The 18,728-nt window shown below is 49.8% G+C and carries 15 protein-coding genes and 1 pseudogene; 9 read left to right on the top strand and 7 right to left on the bottom strand.

Annotated elements, in window-relative coordinates; genetic code table 11:
• Positions 1-265: 265 nt before the first annotated feature.
• Together MA2_RS03195 and MA2_RS03190 are read right to left on the bottom strand one after the other, a co-directional pair.
• Positions 266-1,186, bottom strand: coding sequence for a response regulator (locus MA2_RS03195; protein WP_067056446.1), 921 nt, complete (start codon positions 1,184-1,186; stop codon positions 266-268).
• A gap of 89 nt (positions 1,187-1,275) precedes the next feature.
• Entirely contained in the window at positions 1,276-3,753 is a 2,478-nt protein-coding gene (locus tag MA2_RS03190) for a sensor histidine kinase (RefSeq protein WP_079352120.1), read from the bottom strand.
• 379 nt (positions 3,754-4,132) lie between these two features.
• On the opposite strand from MA2_RS03190, the gene MA2_RS03185 reads away from it, so the two are divergent.
• Positions 4,133-4,345: a DUF2905 domain-containing protein gene (locus MA2_RS03185; protein WP_067056443.1), complete on the top strand. Its 213-nt coding sequence runs from the start codon at positions 4,133-4,135 to the stop codon at positions 4,343-4,345.
• A 127-nt stretch (positions 4,346-4,472) separates the two neighbouring features.
• Here the strand turns inward: MA2_RS03185 and metG are convergent, their stop codons facing one another.
• Positions 4,473-6,530, bottom strand: a complete 2,058-nt coding sequence (gene metG, locus MA2_RS03180; protein ID WP_067056440.1) for a methionine--tRNA ligase — start codon at positions 6,528-6,530, stop codon at positions 4,473-4,475.
• Between the two features lie 383 nt (positions 6,531-6,913).
• Here metG and apbC point away from each other — a divergent pair.
• Positions 6,914-7,813: pseudogene (gene apbC / locus MA2_RS03175) on the top strand (iron-sulfur cluster carrier protein ApbC); the annotation flags it as partial.
• 34 nt (positions 7,814-7,847) lie between these two features.
• Here the strand turns inward: apbC and MA2_RS03170 are convergent.
• From MA2_RS03170 to MA2_RS03160, 3 genes are read right to left on the bottom strand one after another with little or no spacing between them, the layout of a single operon-like run.
• Positions 7,848-8,909: an LD-carboxypeptidase gene (locus MA2_RS03170; RefSeq protein WP_158080601.1), complete on the bottom strand. Its 1,062-nt coding sequence runs from the start codon at positions 8,907-8,909 to the stop codon at positions 7,848-7,850.
• A gap of 33 nt (positions 8,910-8,942) precedes the next feature.
• Entirely contained in the window at positions 8,943-9,233 is a 291-nt protein-coding gene (locus MA2_RS03165; RefSeq protein WP_067056428.1) for a hypothetical protein, read from the bottom strand.
• A gap of 23 nt (positions 9,234-9,256) precedes the next feature.
• Positions 9,257-9,787, bottom strand: a complete 531-nt coding sequence (locus MA2_RS03160; protein WP_067056425.1) for a hypothetical protein — start codon at positions 9,785-9,787, stop codon at positions 9,257-9,259.
• Positions 9,788-10,087: 300 nt separating this feature from the next.
• Here MA2_RS03160 and dnaQ point away from each other — a divergent pair, with 300 nt between their 5' ends.
• On the top strand, positions 10,088-11,686 hold the full coding sequence (gene dnaQ / locus MA2_RS11415) for a DNA polymerase III subunit epsilon (protein ID WP_245945311.1): 1,599 nt from the start codon (positions 10,088-10,090) through the stop codon (positions 11,684-11,686).
• Between the two features lie 13 nt (positions 11,687-11,699).
• Here dnaQ and MA2_RS03150 read toward each other — a convergent pair whose 3' ends face one another.
• Positions 11,700-13,340 carry a DUF389 domain-containing protein gene (locus MA2_RS03150; RefSeq protein ID WP_079352137.1) on the bottom strand — a complete coding sequence of 547 codons (1,641 nt, stop codon included), beginning with the start codon at positions 13,338-13,340 and terminating at the stop codon, positions 11,700-11,702.
• 315 nt (positions 13,341-13,655) lie between these two features.
• On the opposite strand from MA2_RS03150, the gene MA2_RS03145 reads away from it, so the two are divergent.
• The 6 genes from MA2_RS03145 to MA2_RS03125 all read left to right on the top strand — a co-directional run bounded on the left by MA2_RS03145 (position 13,656) and on the right by MA2_RS03125 (position 18,609).
• Positions 13,656-15,335, top strand: coding sequence for a hypothetical protein (locus MA2_RS03145; protein ID WP_067056415.1), 1,680 nt, complete (start codon positions 13,656-13,658; stop codon positions 15,333-15,335).
• A gap of 3 nt (positions 15,336-15,338) precedes the next feature.
• Positions 15,339-16,223 carry an NAD(+) diphosphatase gene (nudC, locus tag MA2_RS03140; protein WP_067056413.1) on the top strand — a complete coding sequence of 295 codons (885 nt, stop codon included), beginning with the start codon at positions 15,339-15,341 and terminating at the stop codon, positions 16,221-16,223.
• Positions 16,224-16,328: 105 nt separating this feature from the next.
• Positions 16,329-17,150 (top strand): RnfABCDGE type electron transport complex subunit B, encoded by an 822-nt coding sequence (locus MA2_RS03135; RefSeq protein WP_067056411.1) that lies wholly within the window; start codon positions 16,329-16,331, stop codon positions 17,148-17,150.
• Between the two features lie 92 nt (positions 17,151-17,242).
• A complete protein-coding gene (nth, locus tag MA2_RS03130) occupies positions 17,243-17,887 on the top strand; it encodes an endonuclease III (protein WP_079352138.1) in 645 nt (214 codons plus the stop codon).
• A 27-nt stretch (positions 17,888-17,914) separates the two neighbouring features.
• A complete protein-coding gene (locus MA2_RS11410) occupies positions 17,915-18,040 on the top strand; it encodes a hypothetical protein (RefSeq protein WP_255246905.1) in 126 nt (41 codons plus the stop codon).
• 35 nt (positions 18,041-18,075) lie between these two features.
• Positions 18,076-18,609 carry an inorganic diphosphatase gene (locus tag MA2_RS03125; RefSeq protein WP_067056409.1) on the top strand — a complete coding sequence of 178 codons (534 nt, stop codon included), beginning with the start codon at positions 18,076-18,078 and terminating at the stop codon, positions 18,607-18,609.
• Positions 18,610-18,728: the final 119 nt, after the last annotated feature.

Raw genomic sequence — 18,728 nt, 5'->3', positions numbered from 1 at the left:
GCACCTGCTGGCAAAGGCAAAAATCATTAACGCAGGCAAAAATCATTAACGCATTATTTTTATTGAGTGTAAAAGTTTCTAACCTAGCCGTGCAAGTGTTATATAGGCTTGGTGACATTTCTTAACTGGAATTAAGAAATATATGTTTAAATTGGCTAAATTTACGCAACAATTGTGTTGGAATAAAGATTTTTAAAAGCGTAAAAAAGCGTTTATAAGCCGTCTTATAAACGCTGATCATGAAGTCACTGCCGCAAATATCAACTTACACGGTTTGGGTTTTTTTACCGCGAAAACGTGATAAAAAGCCTTTGACCTTATCTGAAAAGCTACGTTTTTCGGTTTCGCTGACCTCGGCAACTTGATGGCGCATTTGTAGCTTGGGCTGGGCAACCAACTGCTCATGGTGCTCAAACGCGCGCTGGATACTTAGCTGTAACAATGCCAAATTGGTCGGGCGCGGCAGATAGCGATACACTTGCCCTTTGTTAATCAAATCAATCAGCGTGTGCGCGTCTTTAAACTCAGTCAAAACCAAAATCGCCAAATCGGGGTAGTTTTGTTTGAGCGAATAGATAATCGGTGCGATATTTTCACCACCCAATGACACATCGCTGATCATTACGCCAAACTTGGTTTTATCAAGCAGCTCTTGCGCCTTGTCTAGTGAGTTTGCCCATTGGATGTTATATTGTCCAAACGCGTTTTGCATCTGCTGATATACCGCTTCATGGTCATCAAGCACCAACACATGGCGGTTACTGACGTCTTGGTAAGTTACCTGTGGCTGCTCACTAAACACCGACTTGGTTTGTAGCGCGATGTCGGTAGCTTGGTTGATGGTATGCTTGAGCTGGTCGGTTTGCCACGGCTTGGTGATGTAGCGGTAAATCTCGCCTTCATTGATGGAATTGACCACCGCGTTTAAATCAGCATAGCCTGTCAGCAAGATACGCACGGTATGCGGCGACACTTCTTTGACATCTTTGAGCACCTCAACGCCAAGCTTTTGTGGCATGCGCTGGTCGCTAACCACCACTTGCACGTCGTTATTTTTTAGGTATTCAAGCAGCTGGTCGGGGTCGGTGGTGATAAACACGTCATGGGTATCACGAAAGTGCATCCGCAAGCTGCGCAAAATACGCTCTTCATCATCAATAAACGCAATCTTAGGTTTGGTATCCATAACTTCCTCGGGGTTAATCGGCTAAAAAATGAATCGAAGGTCAAATGTCAGCCTTTAACCTTCGATTTAAAAACAAGATACAAGCGCGACTATTCGCTAATCAACAGCTTGGCTTGACCAGTAGGCGTGGTGTTTTGGGTGGCAGCACGCTGCTTGGGCAGGCGCAGGGTAAAGCACGTGCCTTTGCCTACCTCAGACTCAACACTCAGCGCACCACCGTGCTGCTCCATGATCTGGGTAGAAATCGCTAAGCCCAACCCTGTGCCTTCGCCTGCCGCTTTGGTGGTAAAAAACGGTTCGAAAATCTTGGCGATCACCTCAGGCGGCATGCCCGTGCCGTTGTCCGCCACATCCACAAACACGTCATCTGTGCTTTCATAAGTTTTGACATGAATTTTGCCTTGATGACCGTCTGGCATGGCTTGCGCGGCGTTGTTAAACAGGTTTAACAGCACTTGGTTGATTTGTGACGGGTTGCAGCTAATCGGCGTGGTGGCTTGTAAATCGGTGGTCACCTCTAGGTACTTGATGTTGTTACGCGCGATCGTCAGTGAGCTTTGTACGCAGTCATTGATATTGATTTCTTTGACCTTGGCTTGGTCAAGACGTGAAAAATCGCGCAAATTGACCACCAATTCAGAGATTTGCTCTACTCCAAATTTGGCATCATCAATCAAGCCATTGAGGTCATCTGCCACTTGGTCATTGACGATGTCGTCACTGATGTCTAAAGTTGTGCTCAGCGCAGCTTCTACATCGTCGTGGTTGGCGGCATCGTCTGCCATCAGCGCTTTGAGCGCGAATGTGCTGGCGACCAATTCATCATAGCGCGATAGGTTATCGCCAATCAAATCTAAGTTACTGCGCACATAGCCCAGCGGTGTATTGACTTCATGCGCCACACCTGCCACCATCTGACCCAGCGTTGCCATTTTTTCAGACTGCACCAGTTGCACCTGTGAGGCTTTGAGCTCTTTGAGGGCAAGCTGTAGGTCTTCGGTACGCTCGGCGACTTTTTGCTCCAAGCCCTCGTTGGCCGCTTCCAAATCGGCATACGCTACCGCCAGTGCGCCCTCGTTTTCGACCACGCGATGAATCAAATTGTTCATCGCGCGAGAAATCGTGTTGATTTCACTGACATTTTCTTCAGGCAGTTGGTGTTTGGTAAGCTCGGTGTAGCGTTTACGCTCAATCAATTCACCCATTTCATCGACTTCGGTTGCCACGCGGCGTAGCGGATTGGTGGCAAAACGGCGTACCAAATACCAGCTAAGTGCCATAATCGGAATGATACTCAGCAAAATCCACCAGAACAATTGCCGCCCCAAATCGTTGGCAAATGCCACAAGCTCGCTGTTGGGCTTGACAATAACCATTTTCCAGTTGATAAACGGCATGGAGAACACAAACGCCGTTGAGGGCTGATTGAGCAACAAATCATCATCCAATGCGACGCGCTCGACAAAATGCTCTTGGCTTAAATCAATGTCTTCTTGCGCATTGGTGAACAACAGCGCGGTTAGGATATCGGCTTCTTTTTGTGTGGTGCGCTGCAAGTTGGTGCTACTGACGATGTTGTTTGAAATGTGCTCAAACCGCCCTGTATCCATCTTTTTGGCTTTATCAATCAGCTGAGTGTTGATGCGCTCAAGGCTTTGGGCAATTGGTGTGAAGTTGGGGTGTTTTTGCGCAAAACTGCTGACATCCATCATCTCGCCTTGCGGATTGGCTTGGGTGACTTGTTTGACCAGTGACTCATCAGGAAAGGTCAAAAAGTTGTTGTTCATATCGACCAAAAACGCATAGCCGCCCGTTTTGTCTTGCCATTTTTTGACGGTGGCTTGCAGGTTTTCAAGCAATACATCAAAGCTCAACACACCCTCAAAACCTTGGGTGTTGGGGTTAAAAATCGCGCGCGCACAGGTCACCATCGGCAATTTGCTGTCTGCTTGGATATACGCACGGCTCCATACGCAGTGGTCATGGTTGGCGTACATGGCAGGCACATACCACCAGTCACGATAATACGGCGTTGCCATTTGGGCAGACTCACCGTTGGCGGCGGAGGGCGTTGCGATGTTGCCATTGGTCAGCCCAAGCACATTGACCGCGCTTTTGGCACCGCGGGCAGGGTTGATATTGGCATACGTGGGGTTGGGCTGCATTGCACCGTTTTTGTCACGCCGCCATGCAAAGGCTTGTTCTTCGGCATCGGCACGGTACATTGTCGGATCGTACCACAAACCCCCACCAATCACGCGGTCTTCGGTGGTGGCAAACAAATGTCCAATACTTGTATTGATCAGCGTGGCGTCTTTGGGCAGGCTTTCACTTAAGCGTGCAGCGGCATCTGATAGGCTATCAATCTGTACCAGATCCGCCATGATGCCATTGACCGCTTCATCACCCGTTGCGATGACCGCCTTAGATGCCAGATTGGTTACCTCAGGCTTGGCGCGTTGCTCAATGACAAAATACACAATCGCCAGTGTGATCAAAAACACTAGCAACAAAATTGTTAGTACCCGTGACGCTAAACTTGAAAAACCAAAGCCCGATGTGTTCATAGTCGCTGCTCAACACCCAGTTTGCCAAAATCTATCATCCAATAAAAAGCCAAAGTTTTGTTAAATAAAAACTTTGGTCATACGATTGAAATTTTTGATAAGCTGTGTTTTGTTGCCCAAGATTTTTTGATAAACGGTAGTCATTGACCGATTAAAAATAAAAAGATTGAAAATTACCGATCAAAAACGGCGGTAGTGTAATATACCAAGATGACAAAAAAATGAAAAAACCGACACAAAATCCACAAAACTGTAAAAAAATTTTAAATGACTACACCGTTTAAATAACAAATCATTGAACACAACTTGCCTACAATGAAGCTAATAAATCTGATGACAACACCATCATAAGCAGATGATTGATTAAAGTAAGCATAAAATGGCAAAAATATTTTTGGTAGTTGGCGCGGTGCTGTTGTTGGTAGGACTTGTGATGTGGCTATTTCCTAATGCATTGGGTTGGTTTGGGCACTTACCAGGTGATGTGCGCTATGAGTCATCAAACAAAAATGTGCGCGTCTATGCGCCGTTTGTTAGTATGTTGGTGCTCAGCATTGTTTTGACGATCATTTTAAATTTATTCCGTCACTGATTTTTTTAATCATTAAAATTGTTAAAATCAATAAATCTTGCGACCAATAACCCATAAACCCGTAAACCCGTAAACAAGGCGCCATATGTATTGCGCCTTGCTTGGTAGTTGTGCCTGTTTAAGCCAGTTAAGCCAGTTTGTCACCAACCTTTGCTTCATCGGGTAGGGTGATGAGCGTCAAGCCTGTTTTGGGCTCGCCTGCTGATAAAATCATGCCTTGTGATACACCAAACTTCATCTTGCGTGGGGCAAGGTTGGTGATGCAAATCACCTTTTTACCGACCAGTGCTTCGGGCGTATAAAACGCGCGAATACCGCTAAACACGTTGCGCGGCGTGTTTTCACCCACATCCAGCGTAAAGCGCAGCAGCTTGTCTGCACCTTCCACATAATCGCACGCCAACACCTTGGCGACCTTCATCTCGACTTTGGCAAAATCCTCAATACCGATGCTATCGGCTGTGTCCTCGGTTGAGTTGGCAGATTGGTTGGTTGTTGCTTGGGTTTTGGCATCGGCTTGTGGTGTGGCAACGGCGACCAAATCTTGCTTGGATGCCTCAATCATCGCGTCAATTTGCGTTTGTTCGATACGCTGCATGAGCGGTTCAAAGCGGTTAATGGCATGCCCCAATAGTGGTGTATGGCGGCTAGCAAAGTCTAGCGATTCGATGTTTAAAAACGCCTGTGCTTTGGCGGTAAGCGTCGGCAATACGGGCGCAAGATACACCATCAACTGGCGGAAAATATTGAGTGCGACGGTGCAAATCGCCTGCACCTCGGCTTGGTTGCCATCGATTTTGTTGAGTGCCCACGGTTTTTTGTCATCAATATAAGCATTGGCTTGGTCGGCACACGCCATAATCAAACGCATGGCGCGGCTAAACTCGCGTGCCTCGTACGCGCGTGCAATCTCATCGCCTGCGTCAATGACGGATTGGACAAGCGCAGGCTCTGCCAACGTGTCCGCCAGTTTGCCGCCATGATTTTTGACAATAAAACCTGCGCTACGGCTGGCGATGTTGACGACTTTACCGACCAAATCGGCATTAACTTTTTGCATAAAATCTAGCAAATCAAGGTTGATATCCTCGACCGTTGCCGACAACTTGCTGGCAAAATAGTAGCGCAGATATTCAGGATTAAGATGTTCAAGGTAGGTTGCTGCCTTGATAAACGTACCGCGCGATTTGCTCATTTTTTCGCCATTGACCATCAAAAAGCCATGCGCGTTGATGGTGGTTGGGGTGCGAAAGCCTGCGCCCTCAAGCATGGCGGGCCAAAACAGCGCGTGAAAATACACGATATCTTTACCGATAAAGTGATGCACTTCGCTGTGCTCGGCAGCTTCTTTTGCCCAAAACTCATCAAAACTTAGCCCCTTGCGCGCGCACAGGTTGGCAAAACTTGCCATGTAGCCGACAGGCGCATCAAGCCACACATAAAAATACTTATCTTCGGTGTCAGGAATTTGAAAACCAAAATAGGGCGCATCGCGGCTGATGTCCCAACGTGCCAACCCTGCGTCAAACCATTCTTGCAGCTTGTTGGCGATTGAGGATTGCAAGCGACCTTTTTGGCGCGTCCAATCTTGCAAAAATGCTTCAAAATCAGGCAGATTAAAAAAATAATGCGTTGAGGACTTGAGCACAGGCGTGCTGCCTGAAAGCGTTGAATACGGCGCAATCAATTCGGTGGCTTGGTAGGTTGTGCCGCAAACCTCACAGTTATCGCCATATTGGTCTTTGGCATGGCATTGTGGGCATTCACCCTTGACAAAACGGTCTGCCAAAAACAAGCCCACTTCGTTGTCATACAGCTGCTCAACCTCACTGGTTGAAATATGTCCTGCATCGCGCAAGCGTTTATAAATCAACTCGCTGTAGTGGCGGTTTTCGGGGCTATGGGTGGAGTAATAATTATCAAACCCGACCAAAAATCCAGCAAAATCGCGCTCATGGTCGGCTTTGACCTCGGCAATCAAAGCTTCGGGCGTGACGTTGTTGGCTTGTGCCTTGAGCATAATCGCGGTGCCGTGCGCATCATCGGCGCAAACATAATGCACGCTATGCCCCAAAGCACGCATAGCGCGTACCCAAATATCGGTTTGGATGTATTCAACCAAATGCCCTAAATGAATGGGGCCGTTGGCGTAGGGGAGTGCGCTGGTTACTAAAATTTTTCTCACAAGTCACCTGTTGTTGCTGCGTTTGTTTGTGACCCGTTATGATAGCCTAAAATCGGTTTTTTTGCTGCCTTGATTTTTTACCTGTTTAGCAGCTGAGGCGGTTTAAATGGGGCAAAATTTGGCGGTAAGAAAATTTTAGTCTGTAAAACTCAGCACAAGCCATTGAAACAAGATCCAATAAACGTCATGTAACGCTGATATTGGGCAAATAAGCCAGTTTTTGGTGCAATCTGCTTATAACCACTGAAACAACACCCACGCTAAACCAAATTTTTGTGTTGCACCAACACGACTTGTCAGCCAAAACATTGATTGGCTCAATCATTCACAAGGCAAAGGGCATTATGTTTAACTTTTTAAAACCCAAATCTGCCGCGTCATCGGCAAGCCAACCACAAAATACAGCGCAGCCAACCGCTTTGCCACCGACGACCAATGCTGCGCCCGAAGCCCCGATCACCAAACGCGCGCCCACCCAAGCCGACCTTGCGCCCCATCCACGCATTCGGCATATCGTTGTGGTTGCCTCAGGCAAAGGCGGTGTTGGCAAATCCACCACCACGGTCAATCTTGCCTTGGCATTACAACAACTTGGTAAGCGCGTTGGCATATTGGATGCCGATATTTATGGCCCCAGTGTGCCTGCCATGCTTGGTGTGGCAGGCGTGCAGCCACAGCTTGAGAACGAACAATTCGTACCGATTGAGGCGCACGGACTTGCCATGTTGTCGATTGGTAGCCTTTTGACGGATGATACCACCCCGATTGCATGGCGGGCAGCCAAAGCGACGGGCGCGCTCATGCAGCTATTTGGGCAAACCAACTGGCCACAGCTGGATTATCTGCTGATAGATATGCCCCCAGGCACAGGCGATATTCAGCTGACGCTTGCGCAGCGTATTCCTGTGACAGGCGCGGTGATTGTGACCACACCGCAGCACATCGCGTTGCTGGATGCGCAAAAAGGCGTGGAGCTATTTAACAAAACCCAAATTCCCGTGCTGGGGATTGTGGAGAACATGGCGCTACACGTTTGTAGCCAATGCGGGCATACCGAGGCGATTTTTGGGCAAGGCGGCGGCGCGGACATGGCAGCGCGTTATGGTGTGCCGTTGTTGGGGCAGTTGCCGTTGGCGGCAGGTATTCGTGAGCACATGGACGCAGGCACGCCATCAGTGGTAGCGCAAGATGAATTTGCGCCGTATTATCGCCAAATTGCCGAAAATGTGGACGCACAGATTGCCAAAATAGCCAAGCCTGTCGATCATCAGCGGATTTTTTAATCAGTTTTTGATACAAATTAGAGACTTGCAAAATTTAGCCAAATAGCTTGGAAAAATCCAACCGTTCGGCAAATCGCTCATCTTGCAAACCAAAATACGGCGCGCATTGGGCGCGATAGCCAGCTGCACCGCCTTGCACCGCCGTTAGCGTCAGGGTCACACCAAGTGGCACGCTCACCCGACTTGGCACATGCCCAAACGGAAAATCGGTATAAATCGGTAAGCCCGTTTGTGCATGCAAATATGCCACCACCGCCGCCAAATCGTAGTCTTGCGCGTACGCGTCGGTCAGTTTGCCCATACTAAACTGCCCAAGCAGTAACGCCTGCTGACGCGCCAACACACCGCTTAGGCGCAAGGTTTGCAACATGCGCTCTAGGCGATACGGCTGCTCACCGACATCCTCGAGCAGCAAAATACCACCGTCAATTTGTGGCAAATACGGCGTACCGACCAGTGCCGACAGCACCGTCAAATTACCGCCCCACAGCGTGCCTGTGATCGCGGTATTTGCACCATGCACCACATGCGGCTGCGGCGTATCAATGCGCACATCCAGCGGCACACCTTGACACAAATCAACAAAATGCTGCATGGTAAAAGCACTGGGCACAGGTGCGCCAATATCGCCGCTGAGCATCACACCTGCCACCGTTGGCAACCCACCATGCGCCAGCAATGCCAGCTCAATGGCTGTCAGATCGCTAAAACCCACCACCAGCGTACCACGTGCCGCCAGTTTTGTTGCAAGCGCGCGCCATTCATCCGCCGTCAAGCCATCTAGCAGCCGCATTGCGCCATAGCCGCCGCGCACGCTGAGCACAATTTTGGGCAACTCTGCCACCGTCATGGTAAGCAAGACGCGTAAATCCGCCAGTCGTTCATCATCACGCCCTGCAAAACGCTGATACCGCCGCATCACCACCTGCGGATTGATGACATAAAACCCTGCATCAATCAGCCGTGCAAGCGCGCGTTCATTGCGTTGTGCCTCTATGCTAAAGCCTGAAGGCGCGAGTAAGTACAGCGGCACCGCCTGCCCAAGACGCTTAGCATTTTTGGCTAATATACATTGAAAATCTGGTGTATAATCCATGTTTTGCATTCAGTTTTGTGCTTATTTAAGCCGTTAATCGGGTAAATCCATCTTGCCGCCAGCATCTTGCGTCATACCGACATAAAACACACCCGTGGCAACCAGACTTGAAAAACCGACAAACAGCGCGTCAAACGGCTTTTTAAACAGCCAAAAATTGATAGCGGTAAACACCACACACGCCGCGGCAAAAAACACCGCTAGCCAACCGATACGCGCTTGTTGGTGCAGTGTGCGTCCGCGCTGCTCATAGCCATAAAAACGCAGGGCCACACCGCAGCCGTATGCCACCACACCAAGCATTAACCAATTTAAAAAGCCCATGTGTCACCTGATTTGATTTTTTGTTAAACGGTTTTGATATCGGCGCCTTCGCACGCCACGTGATAGATGGTGTTGCTACCGCGATAAATATACGCCAAATAGCTGCTGTCAAACTGCGGATTGAGCCGCGCAAAGCTGTCGGTGATTTTTGCCAAAACCAGTACGCGGTCAGGGCGCGCGAGCACCGCTTGCAAATAACGCTGCTCATCTGCCTTGATGTCAAAATAGCGCGTTAATTCGGCGTTATCAGGCGCCAGTGTTTCTAGCGGTTCAGGATTATCCCAGCCTTGCGTCGGGTCATTAAAGCGGCGCATTTGCATCTGATAGCCCGTGCCATTGCGGCTGATTTTGATTTGGGCAGGTTCATCGTGGCTGACGGTGTAGCAGCCAACCAACGTATCTTGCGCTTGTGCCTTGCTATTGGATGTGCGGTTTGGTGGGTCAGATGGCTGGCACGCGCTTAGGGGACAAAGTGTAGCAAGCACACCACCCAAGAGCAAGGCTTTGGCGCCAACACGCGCACGCGCACAATAAGCGACAACTGATAAGGTCATGATAGGTTTTGTCACATAAAAATAGCGATAAAAGAGCGCACTATTATAACGCGGCTTATGGCAGTTTTGGCGGCATTTGTTGGTTTAGGCAAATTTTGCTATAATCGCCTAAATTTGCTCAAGTTTTAGCTGCGATGATAACGCTGATTGTCATGTTTATCTGAAACGGCTAGTTTATCTGAAACGGCTAGCAAGCGTATTTGATCACCCAAAAAGTGTTATCAAATTGGCTACATGACGTGAGCGGCGTTGATCATCACGGTTTATTTAAATTTTGCCCAGTTTAGCGGAATATCAAGCTTGCCAAAAACAACCTTTAGTCGTGTGTTTTATCCTATCTTACCACCATTAGCGCAGCAGGTTTTAGCCTACACCGACGGTGCATGTCGCGGTAATGGCAAAGTTGCAGGTGGCGCGGCAGGCGGCTATGGTGCGGTGATTATCTTACCCACAGGCGAGCAAATCGATATTTGCGGCGGCGATACTGCCACCACCAACAATCGCATGGAGCTACAAGCCGTCATCGCCGCTTTGCAGCATACCCCAAACGATGTGCCGCTTGAGTTGTGGGCGGATTCTAAATACGTGCTAGATGGCATTACCCAATGGATCAACGGCTGGAAAGCCAAAAACTGGCGCAATGTCAAAAATGTCGAGCTGTGGCAACAGCTTGATACCTTGCGCCGCGGGCGGCAGGTGAGTTGGCGTTGGGTCAAAGGCCATGCAGGGCAGGTGGGCAATGAATACGCCGACCGTCTTGCCAATCAAGGCATTGACCGTTTGCCACACACCTTTAATAAAATCGTTCATCCTGCGTCCATCAGTCAGCCCACGTCTCATTTATCACCAAACCAGCCAGCCATGATGCCAACCAGCCAATTTACCCAACCTACCCAATCAAACCGCACAGCCGACACAGGCAGCGCGATGACTGCCGATGACTGGCAAGCGTTAAATGCTGCCTATGATGATCTACCCGATGGCACATCTGGTGACAACCATCACGCCGCGCTCAATCAACCGCAACCACCGACTGCGTCGCCATTGCCAGTAACAGCAGCACAAGCGGCGGATATGTCGGCATTTGTCGATGCCCAAGGCGTATTTGTGGCACAAGATGATGCGTTGCAGGCGCGTCGCCCAACGTTTGATGGCATCACCAACGCGCCCAATCCAACCTTTGTGCCTTTATTGCCCATTGCCAAAAACAGCCGCCGCGACAACCGTCAGCTGATTTTGGATACCGAAACCACAGGCACTGATCCGCAAAACGGTGATCGTATCGTTGAGGTTGGTATCATTGAGCTGATCAACCGCCGCTTTACGGGCGAAAAACTGCACGTGTATATCAACCCACAGCGCGCGATGGAGGAGGCTGTTATCAACGTGCACGGCATTTATTCTGAGTTTTTGGACGGTATGCCGACATTTGCGCAGGTAGGGCAGGCGATTTTTGACTTTATCCAAGGCGCAGAAGTCATCGCGCACAACGCCAGCTTTGATATGAACTTTTTGCAAGCTGAGTTTGAGCGCATGGGTCTGCCAAGTATCAACGAACGTGTGGCGGTGGTCGATAGCCTTGCCATTGCCAAGCAAATGTACGCAGGGCAGCGTAATTCGCTTGATGCACTGGTCAAACGCCTAGATGTTGGCAAGCAAGATCGTACCTTTCACGGCGCGTTGCTGGATGCCGAGATTTTAGCCGAAGTGTATTTGGCGATGACGGGCGGACAGGTTGCGTTGGCAATTGATGAGGAAATCGGCGGCGGTACGGGCAACCATCAGCGTTTTAATCTGCCTGTCAAGCGTTATACTGCCAACGCTGCTACCGAGGCGGCGCATCGCGCATGGCTTGAGATGCAGCGCGGTCAGTACGATGCCTTGCCCGAGCATTGGTGAGGGTACACAATTACTACTGCTTATTGTCTTTAAGCTGATTGAGCGAGGCAGGGTCAAGCTTAATATCATCTTTGGTGACAGGCGTGGTTTCGATGACCTGCTCAGGCACAAAACGCACCTGTAATTTAGCAGGCGGACGTTTGGGGTAGCGCTCATGGCTTAGCGCGATGATCTGCTGCTCCATATCGCGCACATCTTGGTAGCTTGGTGGCACCAAGCCTTGCAGTACTACCCGAATCAGATACGGTTTGACGGCAGGGGTTGGCGTTGTATCGGTTGGGTCATCAGGTGTTTGGCTTAAGCCTGCTTTTTTTTCGCTGATATCAAAACTGGTACTAACCACATAGTTGGGCTGGTCGGCAATGCCTTGTTCGATGATGTTTCTGACCGCCGCTTCATAGTTTTGTTGGCGCATTTTTTGCTGAAAATTCATCGCTAAATACATACTAATAATAATCAGCAACGTCAAAGACACAGCATTGCGTCGAATAAACAACAACGTTTGCCGCCATTTAGAACCTTTGGCTTTCTCGTCTTGTTCTTCATCCACATCCAGCCTGCGAAAGCCTGCCACCCACAACACCAACGCATTGGTAAACTGAATCGCCAAAATGTTGGTTAGTGTCAAAACCAACGCGCCCAACGCCAATCGATATTGCCCCGTCGCCAGCAAAATACCGCTTGCCGTCAAAGGCGGTACCAACGCAGTCGCCACCGCAACGCCAACCACCGCCACAGGCAAGTTAGGCGAGATCATCGCGTACGCACCTGCCGTCCCCCCTGCCAGTGCTACCACCACATCCATTGTGTTGGGTGCGGTGCGTGATATGATCTCTTGGCTCAATGCCTGCTCAGGGTGCAGCCAGCCCAGCACCATACCGATGGCATAAATCAACAAGCCACCTGTCGCAAGTGTAAACAACGATTTTTTGAGCAAGGCAAAGCGCGCATCAATAATCGCCAACGCAATACCGCTGATCGGCCCCATCAGCATGGCAACCAACATCGCGCCGATAACCACGGCAGGTGAGTTTGCCAGCAAACCAAAGCCTGCAATCACCGCCGCCAAGCCATTGAGCAAATAAAACATGCGTGTTGGCAATGCGCCCGATTCGATATTTAGGCGCACTTGGCGGTAGTCAATCACCTGTTCGCTGTGTTTTTTGGCAAGAAACTGCTTAAACGCCTCGTACTGTTCTTCTTGCTGCGCCTTAAGTTGCTTTGTGACCTCGGTATTGATATCTTGTTCAATATCTTCGCGTGACAGCGCATGCTTGGCGGTTGGTTGATCGCTAGAAGTGGGCGATGTGTCGCGCTCGGTGTTGGTCGGCTCGTCTTTTTTGTCCTCGTCCTCATCCTCGTCTTCGTTGGCATTGCTGCTAAGCTGCTTATCAACCGCCTGCGCGACCGCCTCGATAGACGCTTCATCAAAGCCTTGCTGGGTCAACTGCTCGATATCATCTTCAGTCAAAACATTGTCATCATCGTCCGCTGGTTTAGGCTTGCTGGTTTTGATGGCTGGCTTGTGTGGCTGGTGAAGGGATAAAGCCACAAGCGGTGGCCGATTGGACGGCGATACCTGCTGAAAAATTTGCTTGGCTAAGGCGCGGTGCTTGGCATGGGTGGATTTTTCGGTATTATTTTGGTCATTCATGATTGGGTAAGGTTTTTTTAAACTAAACAACGGCTGCCACGTTGCGCTGGTTTTAGCTTTCAACCTATTTTTAAAAATTTTTAATAAGCTAAATTAAAAAAATAAAAATTCGGCGAGTTTATGCGCCTGTCGGTGCTATTGTGCCAAAAAATTCTGCCAAAAAAAAGCTAGGCGGTACGCACGTGGCGCAAAGTAATTTGCATAAATTTTTGTATAAAGTGCTGCGAGTTTGGTTAAACTGTCTTATACTGGTGGCATTTAGTAGTTTTGATATATTCAAACGTTATATAATTGATCATTGTTTAGGAAATAACCATGCCAACTGCCAATGTAATCCCTAACGCATCTGCCAGTAACTTTGATTTACCGTCGCTGCATCTGCTGCGTAGCGAAATCAGCGGTATTTTAAACGACGGCGAGCGTCATTTAAACCAGTTTAATGATGACAGTGAGCAGTTTGCCGCGCTGATGGATTCGGTGGATACGCTGCGCCAACTGACGCAAGTATTTCGTTTGATCAACCTTGAAGAAGCTGCGGTATTGGCAAGTACGCTTGCTGATGGCTTTGCGCAACTGTACGATGAGCACGACAACGCCGACGATGATTTGATGATGCACGTGTCAGAAGGCATGATGCTGTTGGGGCGGTATGTGGAGTTTGTGCTGCTTAAGCAGACTATCGCGCCTGCGCTGCTGCTGCCGATTATTAACCAACTGCGTGAGGTTGTCGGGCAGCATGCGTTGGCATTGGACGATTTGAGCGACAGCAAAAGCAGTAGTCTGGCGATTGCCAACCCTGAGCAAAATTTTCAATCATTGCGTGACATCCCTATCAATGGGCAGGATATTGGCAAGCTTGCTACCGCGTATCGCGCAGGCTTGAGCGTGGCACTAACCGCCAAACAGCCACCAACCAATCCTGAGGATTTACAAAAATTGGCTGCCATGCAAGCGGCGTGTACCTTGATCGCCCAGCATACGGCAAGCTTGTTTTGGCAAGCGGTGGCGGCAAGTGTCACCGATTTGGCACAGACCTTGCCACTAAACAAGGTGCAAAAACGCGCGTTGATTTTTGCCGAGCAGCAATTTCATGACTATTTGCCCGTCAATGATGCACGATTTGCCGATTTGGTGCAGTTTGCCAGCTTGCGCGATGGCGATTTAGCCAAAGCCGTGCAGCAAAAAGCGCGTGGCAATACGGTAAGCGAGACCCAGCTTGCTGATATGCGGCGGTTTTTGTTGGGGCCAAATTTTGAGGTTACCGACACGCTCAACAGCTTGATCCAACAAGAAATTGAAGCTATCAAAACCGCCAGTGACACCTACACGCGCGAGCAAAACCTCAACGCACCCGAGCAAGCCTTAAATGAGATGGCCGAGCGGCTTGACAGCTTACATTTGGTTTTTAAAATGCTTAATTTGCCTGCAGCCAGTGACGCATTGGCTGCCCAACGTGATGCCGTCAAAGGCTGGACACAGGCAAGCCCTGAAGATTACGACAACCTACTAGCAAGCCTCATGGTGGCTGAAAACGCCTCGATCGAACTGGCAAAAAGTCATACGCCAGGAGCGTCGCTGATGCCGCTATACAACAAAGATATCTCTTTGCACCAGCTTGATACGGCCTATAGCACCTTAATCAAAGAAAGCCGCGCCTCGATTGCTGCTATCGAAACCGCGTTCAACGATTATCTTGCTGCTGCCGAATCTGATATCACCCATTTGGCAAACGTGCCTGCGTTGCTGCGCCAAGTGGCAGGCGCGTGTCAGTTCCTAAACCTACCACAAACCGCCAAAATGCTCAAACGCGGCGCTGAACATTCTGACGCTGTCCTACAGCGTATAGGCACTACCAGTCCTGAGCGTTTGGCACGTATGGCAGATGTTATCATGGCGGCAGATTACTATTTAGAGAGCCTAGAAGCGCACAAGCCAGCCAGCCCACACGCGGTTAAAGTAGGGCAAAACAGCCTGCGCGAATTGATGGCAGCATAGGGCATGATGTCACAAAACCCACCAAACTTACGCTGGTTGATTAACGATGGCGACAATTTTGCCGAACAAACGGACGCGGTGCTGTTTTCGCCCGATGATTTGGAGCAGTTGGCGGCAAAAACCACAGATTGGCAGGCGTATGGCTTATACGTTGGTGATTGGGCTGAACAAGGTCAAACATGGAGCGTTTGGGTCATTCGCCGTGCGGATCTTGGCTTAGATTTTGCTGCGTTGGGTTTGGCTGTGAGTGTCACACCGCTGCGCGATTTGATCGCGCGCGTTGGTAGCGATACCGCTCAGCTTTTGACCAAAGCGCGTCAGCTATTGCGCTGGCAAGATGAGCATAAATTTTGCAGCCGCTGTGGCACTCCGACGCAGACCAATCACGCATCGGCGGCAGCGATCTGCCCAAATTGTCGCTATCGGCAATACCCCCGTATTCAGCCATGCACCATCACTGCTGTGTTGCGTACGATAGACGGCGCACCGCATATCTTGCTGGCACAGCACCACCGCGCGCAGCAGTCAGGCATGTATAGCTTGTTGGCAGGATTTGTTGAAATTGGCGAAACGCTTGAGCAATGCGCGGTGCGTGAGGTGCATGAGGAAGTCGGCATGACGGTGGCAAATTTGCGCTACCTGACTAGCCAGCCGTGGGCATACCCCAGTAACTTGATGGTAGGCTTTGCAGCAGACTTTGTTAGCGGCGATATCGTGTGGGACACCCGCGAGCTGACCGATGCGCGGTTTTTTAACTTGGCAACGCTCAACACACAAGATGATGCCATACCAACCGCTGATAGTCCGCTGTTACCTGTCAAAGGCACGATTTCACGGTTTATCATTGAGCAGCTAAAGCAGCAGTTTAACCAACAATTTAGCCAGTAAGTGATTGTTAGATTTGCCAAATCGTGTGACGGTTTAAAAATTGGCGATTTAACCGTATAATTTACGGTTTGATTTGTCATTAAACCGCTTCGTATTACCCATTTTATGCCTGTAGAGTTTGACCGCTTGCCTGTGCTATTTGCGCGTTTGCAATTAAATGCGCAAGACATTGCCACCCAAACGCAAATTGCCGCGATTGATGCTGCCTTGCCACAAACCCAATGTGGCTTGTGTGGGCACGCCGATGGCTGTTTGCCATATGCCACCGCCATTGTGCTCCATGACGAACCTTACAACCAGTGCGTACCTGGCGGACAGCCTGTTGCCGATACCATTGCTGCGTTGCTCAACAAACCAAGCTTACCTGCCAAACCATCAAAATGGGCAACCGACCCAGTCAGCGACCGCCCAAGCGAGATACGCGCCATCATCCGTGAAGATGACTGCATTGGCTGCACCAAATGCATCACCGCGTGCCCTGTGGATGCTATCATCGGTAGCGGCAAGCAAATGCACACGATTTTTGCCGATTGGTGCACAGGCTGCGAGCTGTGTTTGCCGCCATGTCCTGTGGATTGTATTGACTTATATCCCGTCGCGCCCACGCCTGCTGCCAAGCGCCCTGCCCAACAAGCGGATTTACGCGCGCGTTATCATGCGCATTTGCGCCGCGTTGAACGCCAAGTCAATGATCAACAAAACGCTCAACCTGTCGTCAGCATGGTACAAGCTAAACTCAACGACAGCAAAGTGCAGATCAGCGCCAACCAAGCCAAAACCACCATCGAGGCGGCAAAACTGCGTACCCAAATCAAAAAACTGCAAAAACAGCTTGCCGCGCGCGCCAATCCTGCCAAACAAGCCGAGCTTGAGTGCCTCATGGCAGAACTTGCGGCATTACAATCCGCTAACGCAACGAGCCCTTGACCAAACAACATACCGCCGCCATGCCCAATCAATCAGCCACCAAACCGACGCGTATCACGCACAAAACCGCGCAAACACCGTCATCACCACGTATGCCCGATGCCTGCGTGCCGACGTTTTTTGCTAAACTATCTGCCGCCATTGGCAAGCCTGAAACCGAGCTTGAATACCACAGCCATTTTGAACTACTGATTGCGGTGATTTTATCCGCGCAAGCTACCGATGTCAGCGTCAATCACGCCACACGCAAGCTATACGCCGTTGCCAACACGCCGCAAGCCATCTTGGCTTTGGGTGAAGATACGCTCAAGGATTACATCAAAACCATCGGGCTATACAATGCCAAAGCGCGCAACATCATCAAAACCTGTCAAGATTTGCTGGATAAATTTGGCGGTCAAGTGCCCGATAACCGTGCTGATTTAGAAAGTTTGGCAGGCGTGGGGCGCAAAACCGCCAACGTGGTGCTCAATACCGCGTTTGGGCAGCCGACCATGGCGGTGGATACGCATATTTTTCGTGTAGGCAATCGCACAGGACTGGCAACAGGCAAAACGGTACGCGCCGTTGAAGATGGCTTGGTGGCGCGTATCCCAAATGTTTACATGTTAGATGCGCACCATTACTTGATTTTGCACGGGCGCTATACTTGCAAAGCGCGCGCCCCACAATGCGCTAAATGTCCCGTGTTTGATGAATGCCAATTTCCACAGAAATTTGCTTTTGCTGAGCGATGATTTTCTGGTAAACTTCGACAAAGCTTGATGCAGCCGATTAAATGCCAAAAACGAATAACGCGCGCGCAAGATAGCAGTTGGCAAGCACAGGATTTTGCGGTAGGCTATGGGCAGCTTTCACCACAGGCTGGTGAGTTTGATCATTTAGGCTGATTTTAGCCATTTTAACCCAACAAAAAGGACGCATCATGGCAGACTTTAACCAAATTTTAGACGCAGGCGACGTTGATGGCGGCGTGATTAACGTGGTGGTAGAGATTCCTGCAGGCTCATGCAACAAAATTGAATGGAACCGCAAACTAGGTGTGTTGCAGCTTGATCGTGTCGAGCCAAAACTGTTTGCCAAGCCGACCAATTACGGCTTTATTCCACAGACACTAGATGAAGACGGTGACGAGCTTGACGCGCTGATCATCACCCAAGACCCACTACCCACAGGCGTGGTTATGGAAGGCAAAGTCATCGGTGTGATGAAGTTTGTCGATGATGGCGAAGTGGATGACAAAATCGTCGTGGTACCTGCCGATGATCGCAACAACGGCAACGCCATCAGCACCTTGGCAGATTTGCCTGCGCAGTTGATCAAGCAAATCGAGTTCCACTTCAACCACTACAAAGACCTAAAAAAAGCAGGCACGACCAAGGTTGAGCATTGGGGCGATATCGAAGAAGCCAAACAAGTGATCAAAGAATCACAAAAACGCTGGACTGAACAAGCCTAAGCGTAGCCAGCGTCTTGCTGCCAAACCTCATTGCCCAACGGTGATGGGTTTTTTTGTTGGCGGTGTGCTGAAGCACGATGAGGCGAAACGGTTGCTATTTTAGGTTTGATTTTTTACAA

This window comes from Moraxella atlantae NBRC 14588 (assembly GCF_001591265.1).
In the GTDB taxonomy this organism is placed as follows: domain Bacteria; phylum Pseudomonadota; class Gammaproteobacteria; order Pseudomonadales; family Moraxellaceae; genus Faucicola; species Faucicola atlantae.
This window is presented reverse-complemented; position numbering and strand designations above follow the sequence as displayed.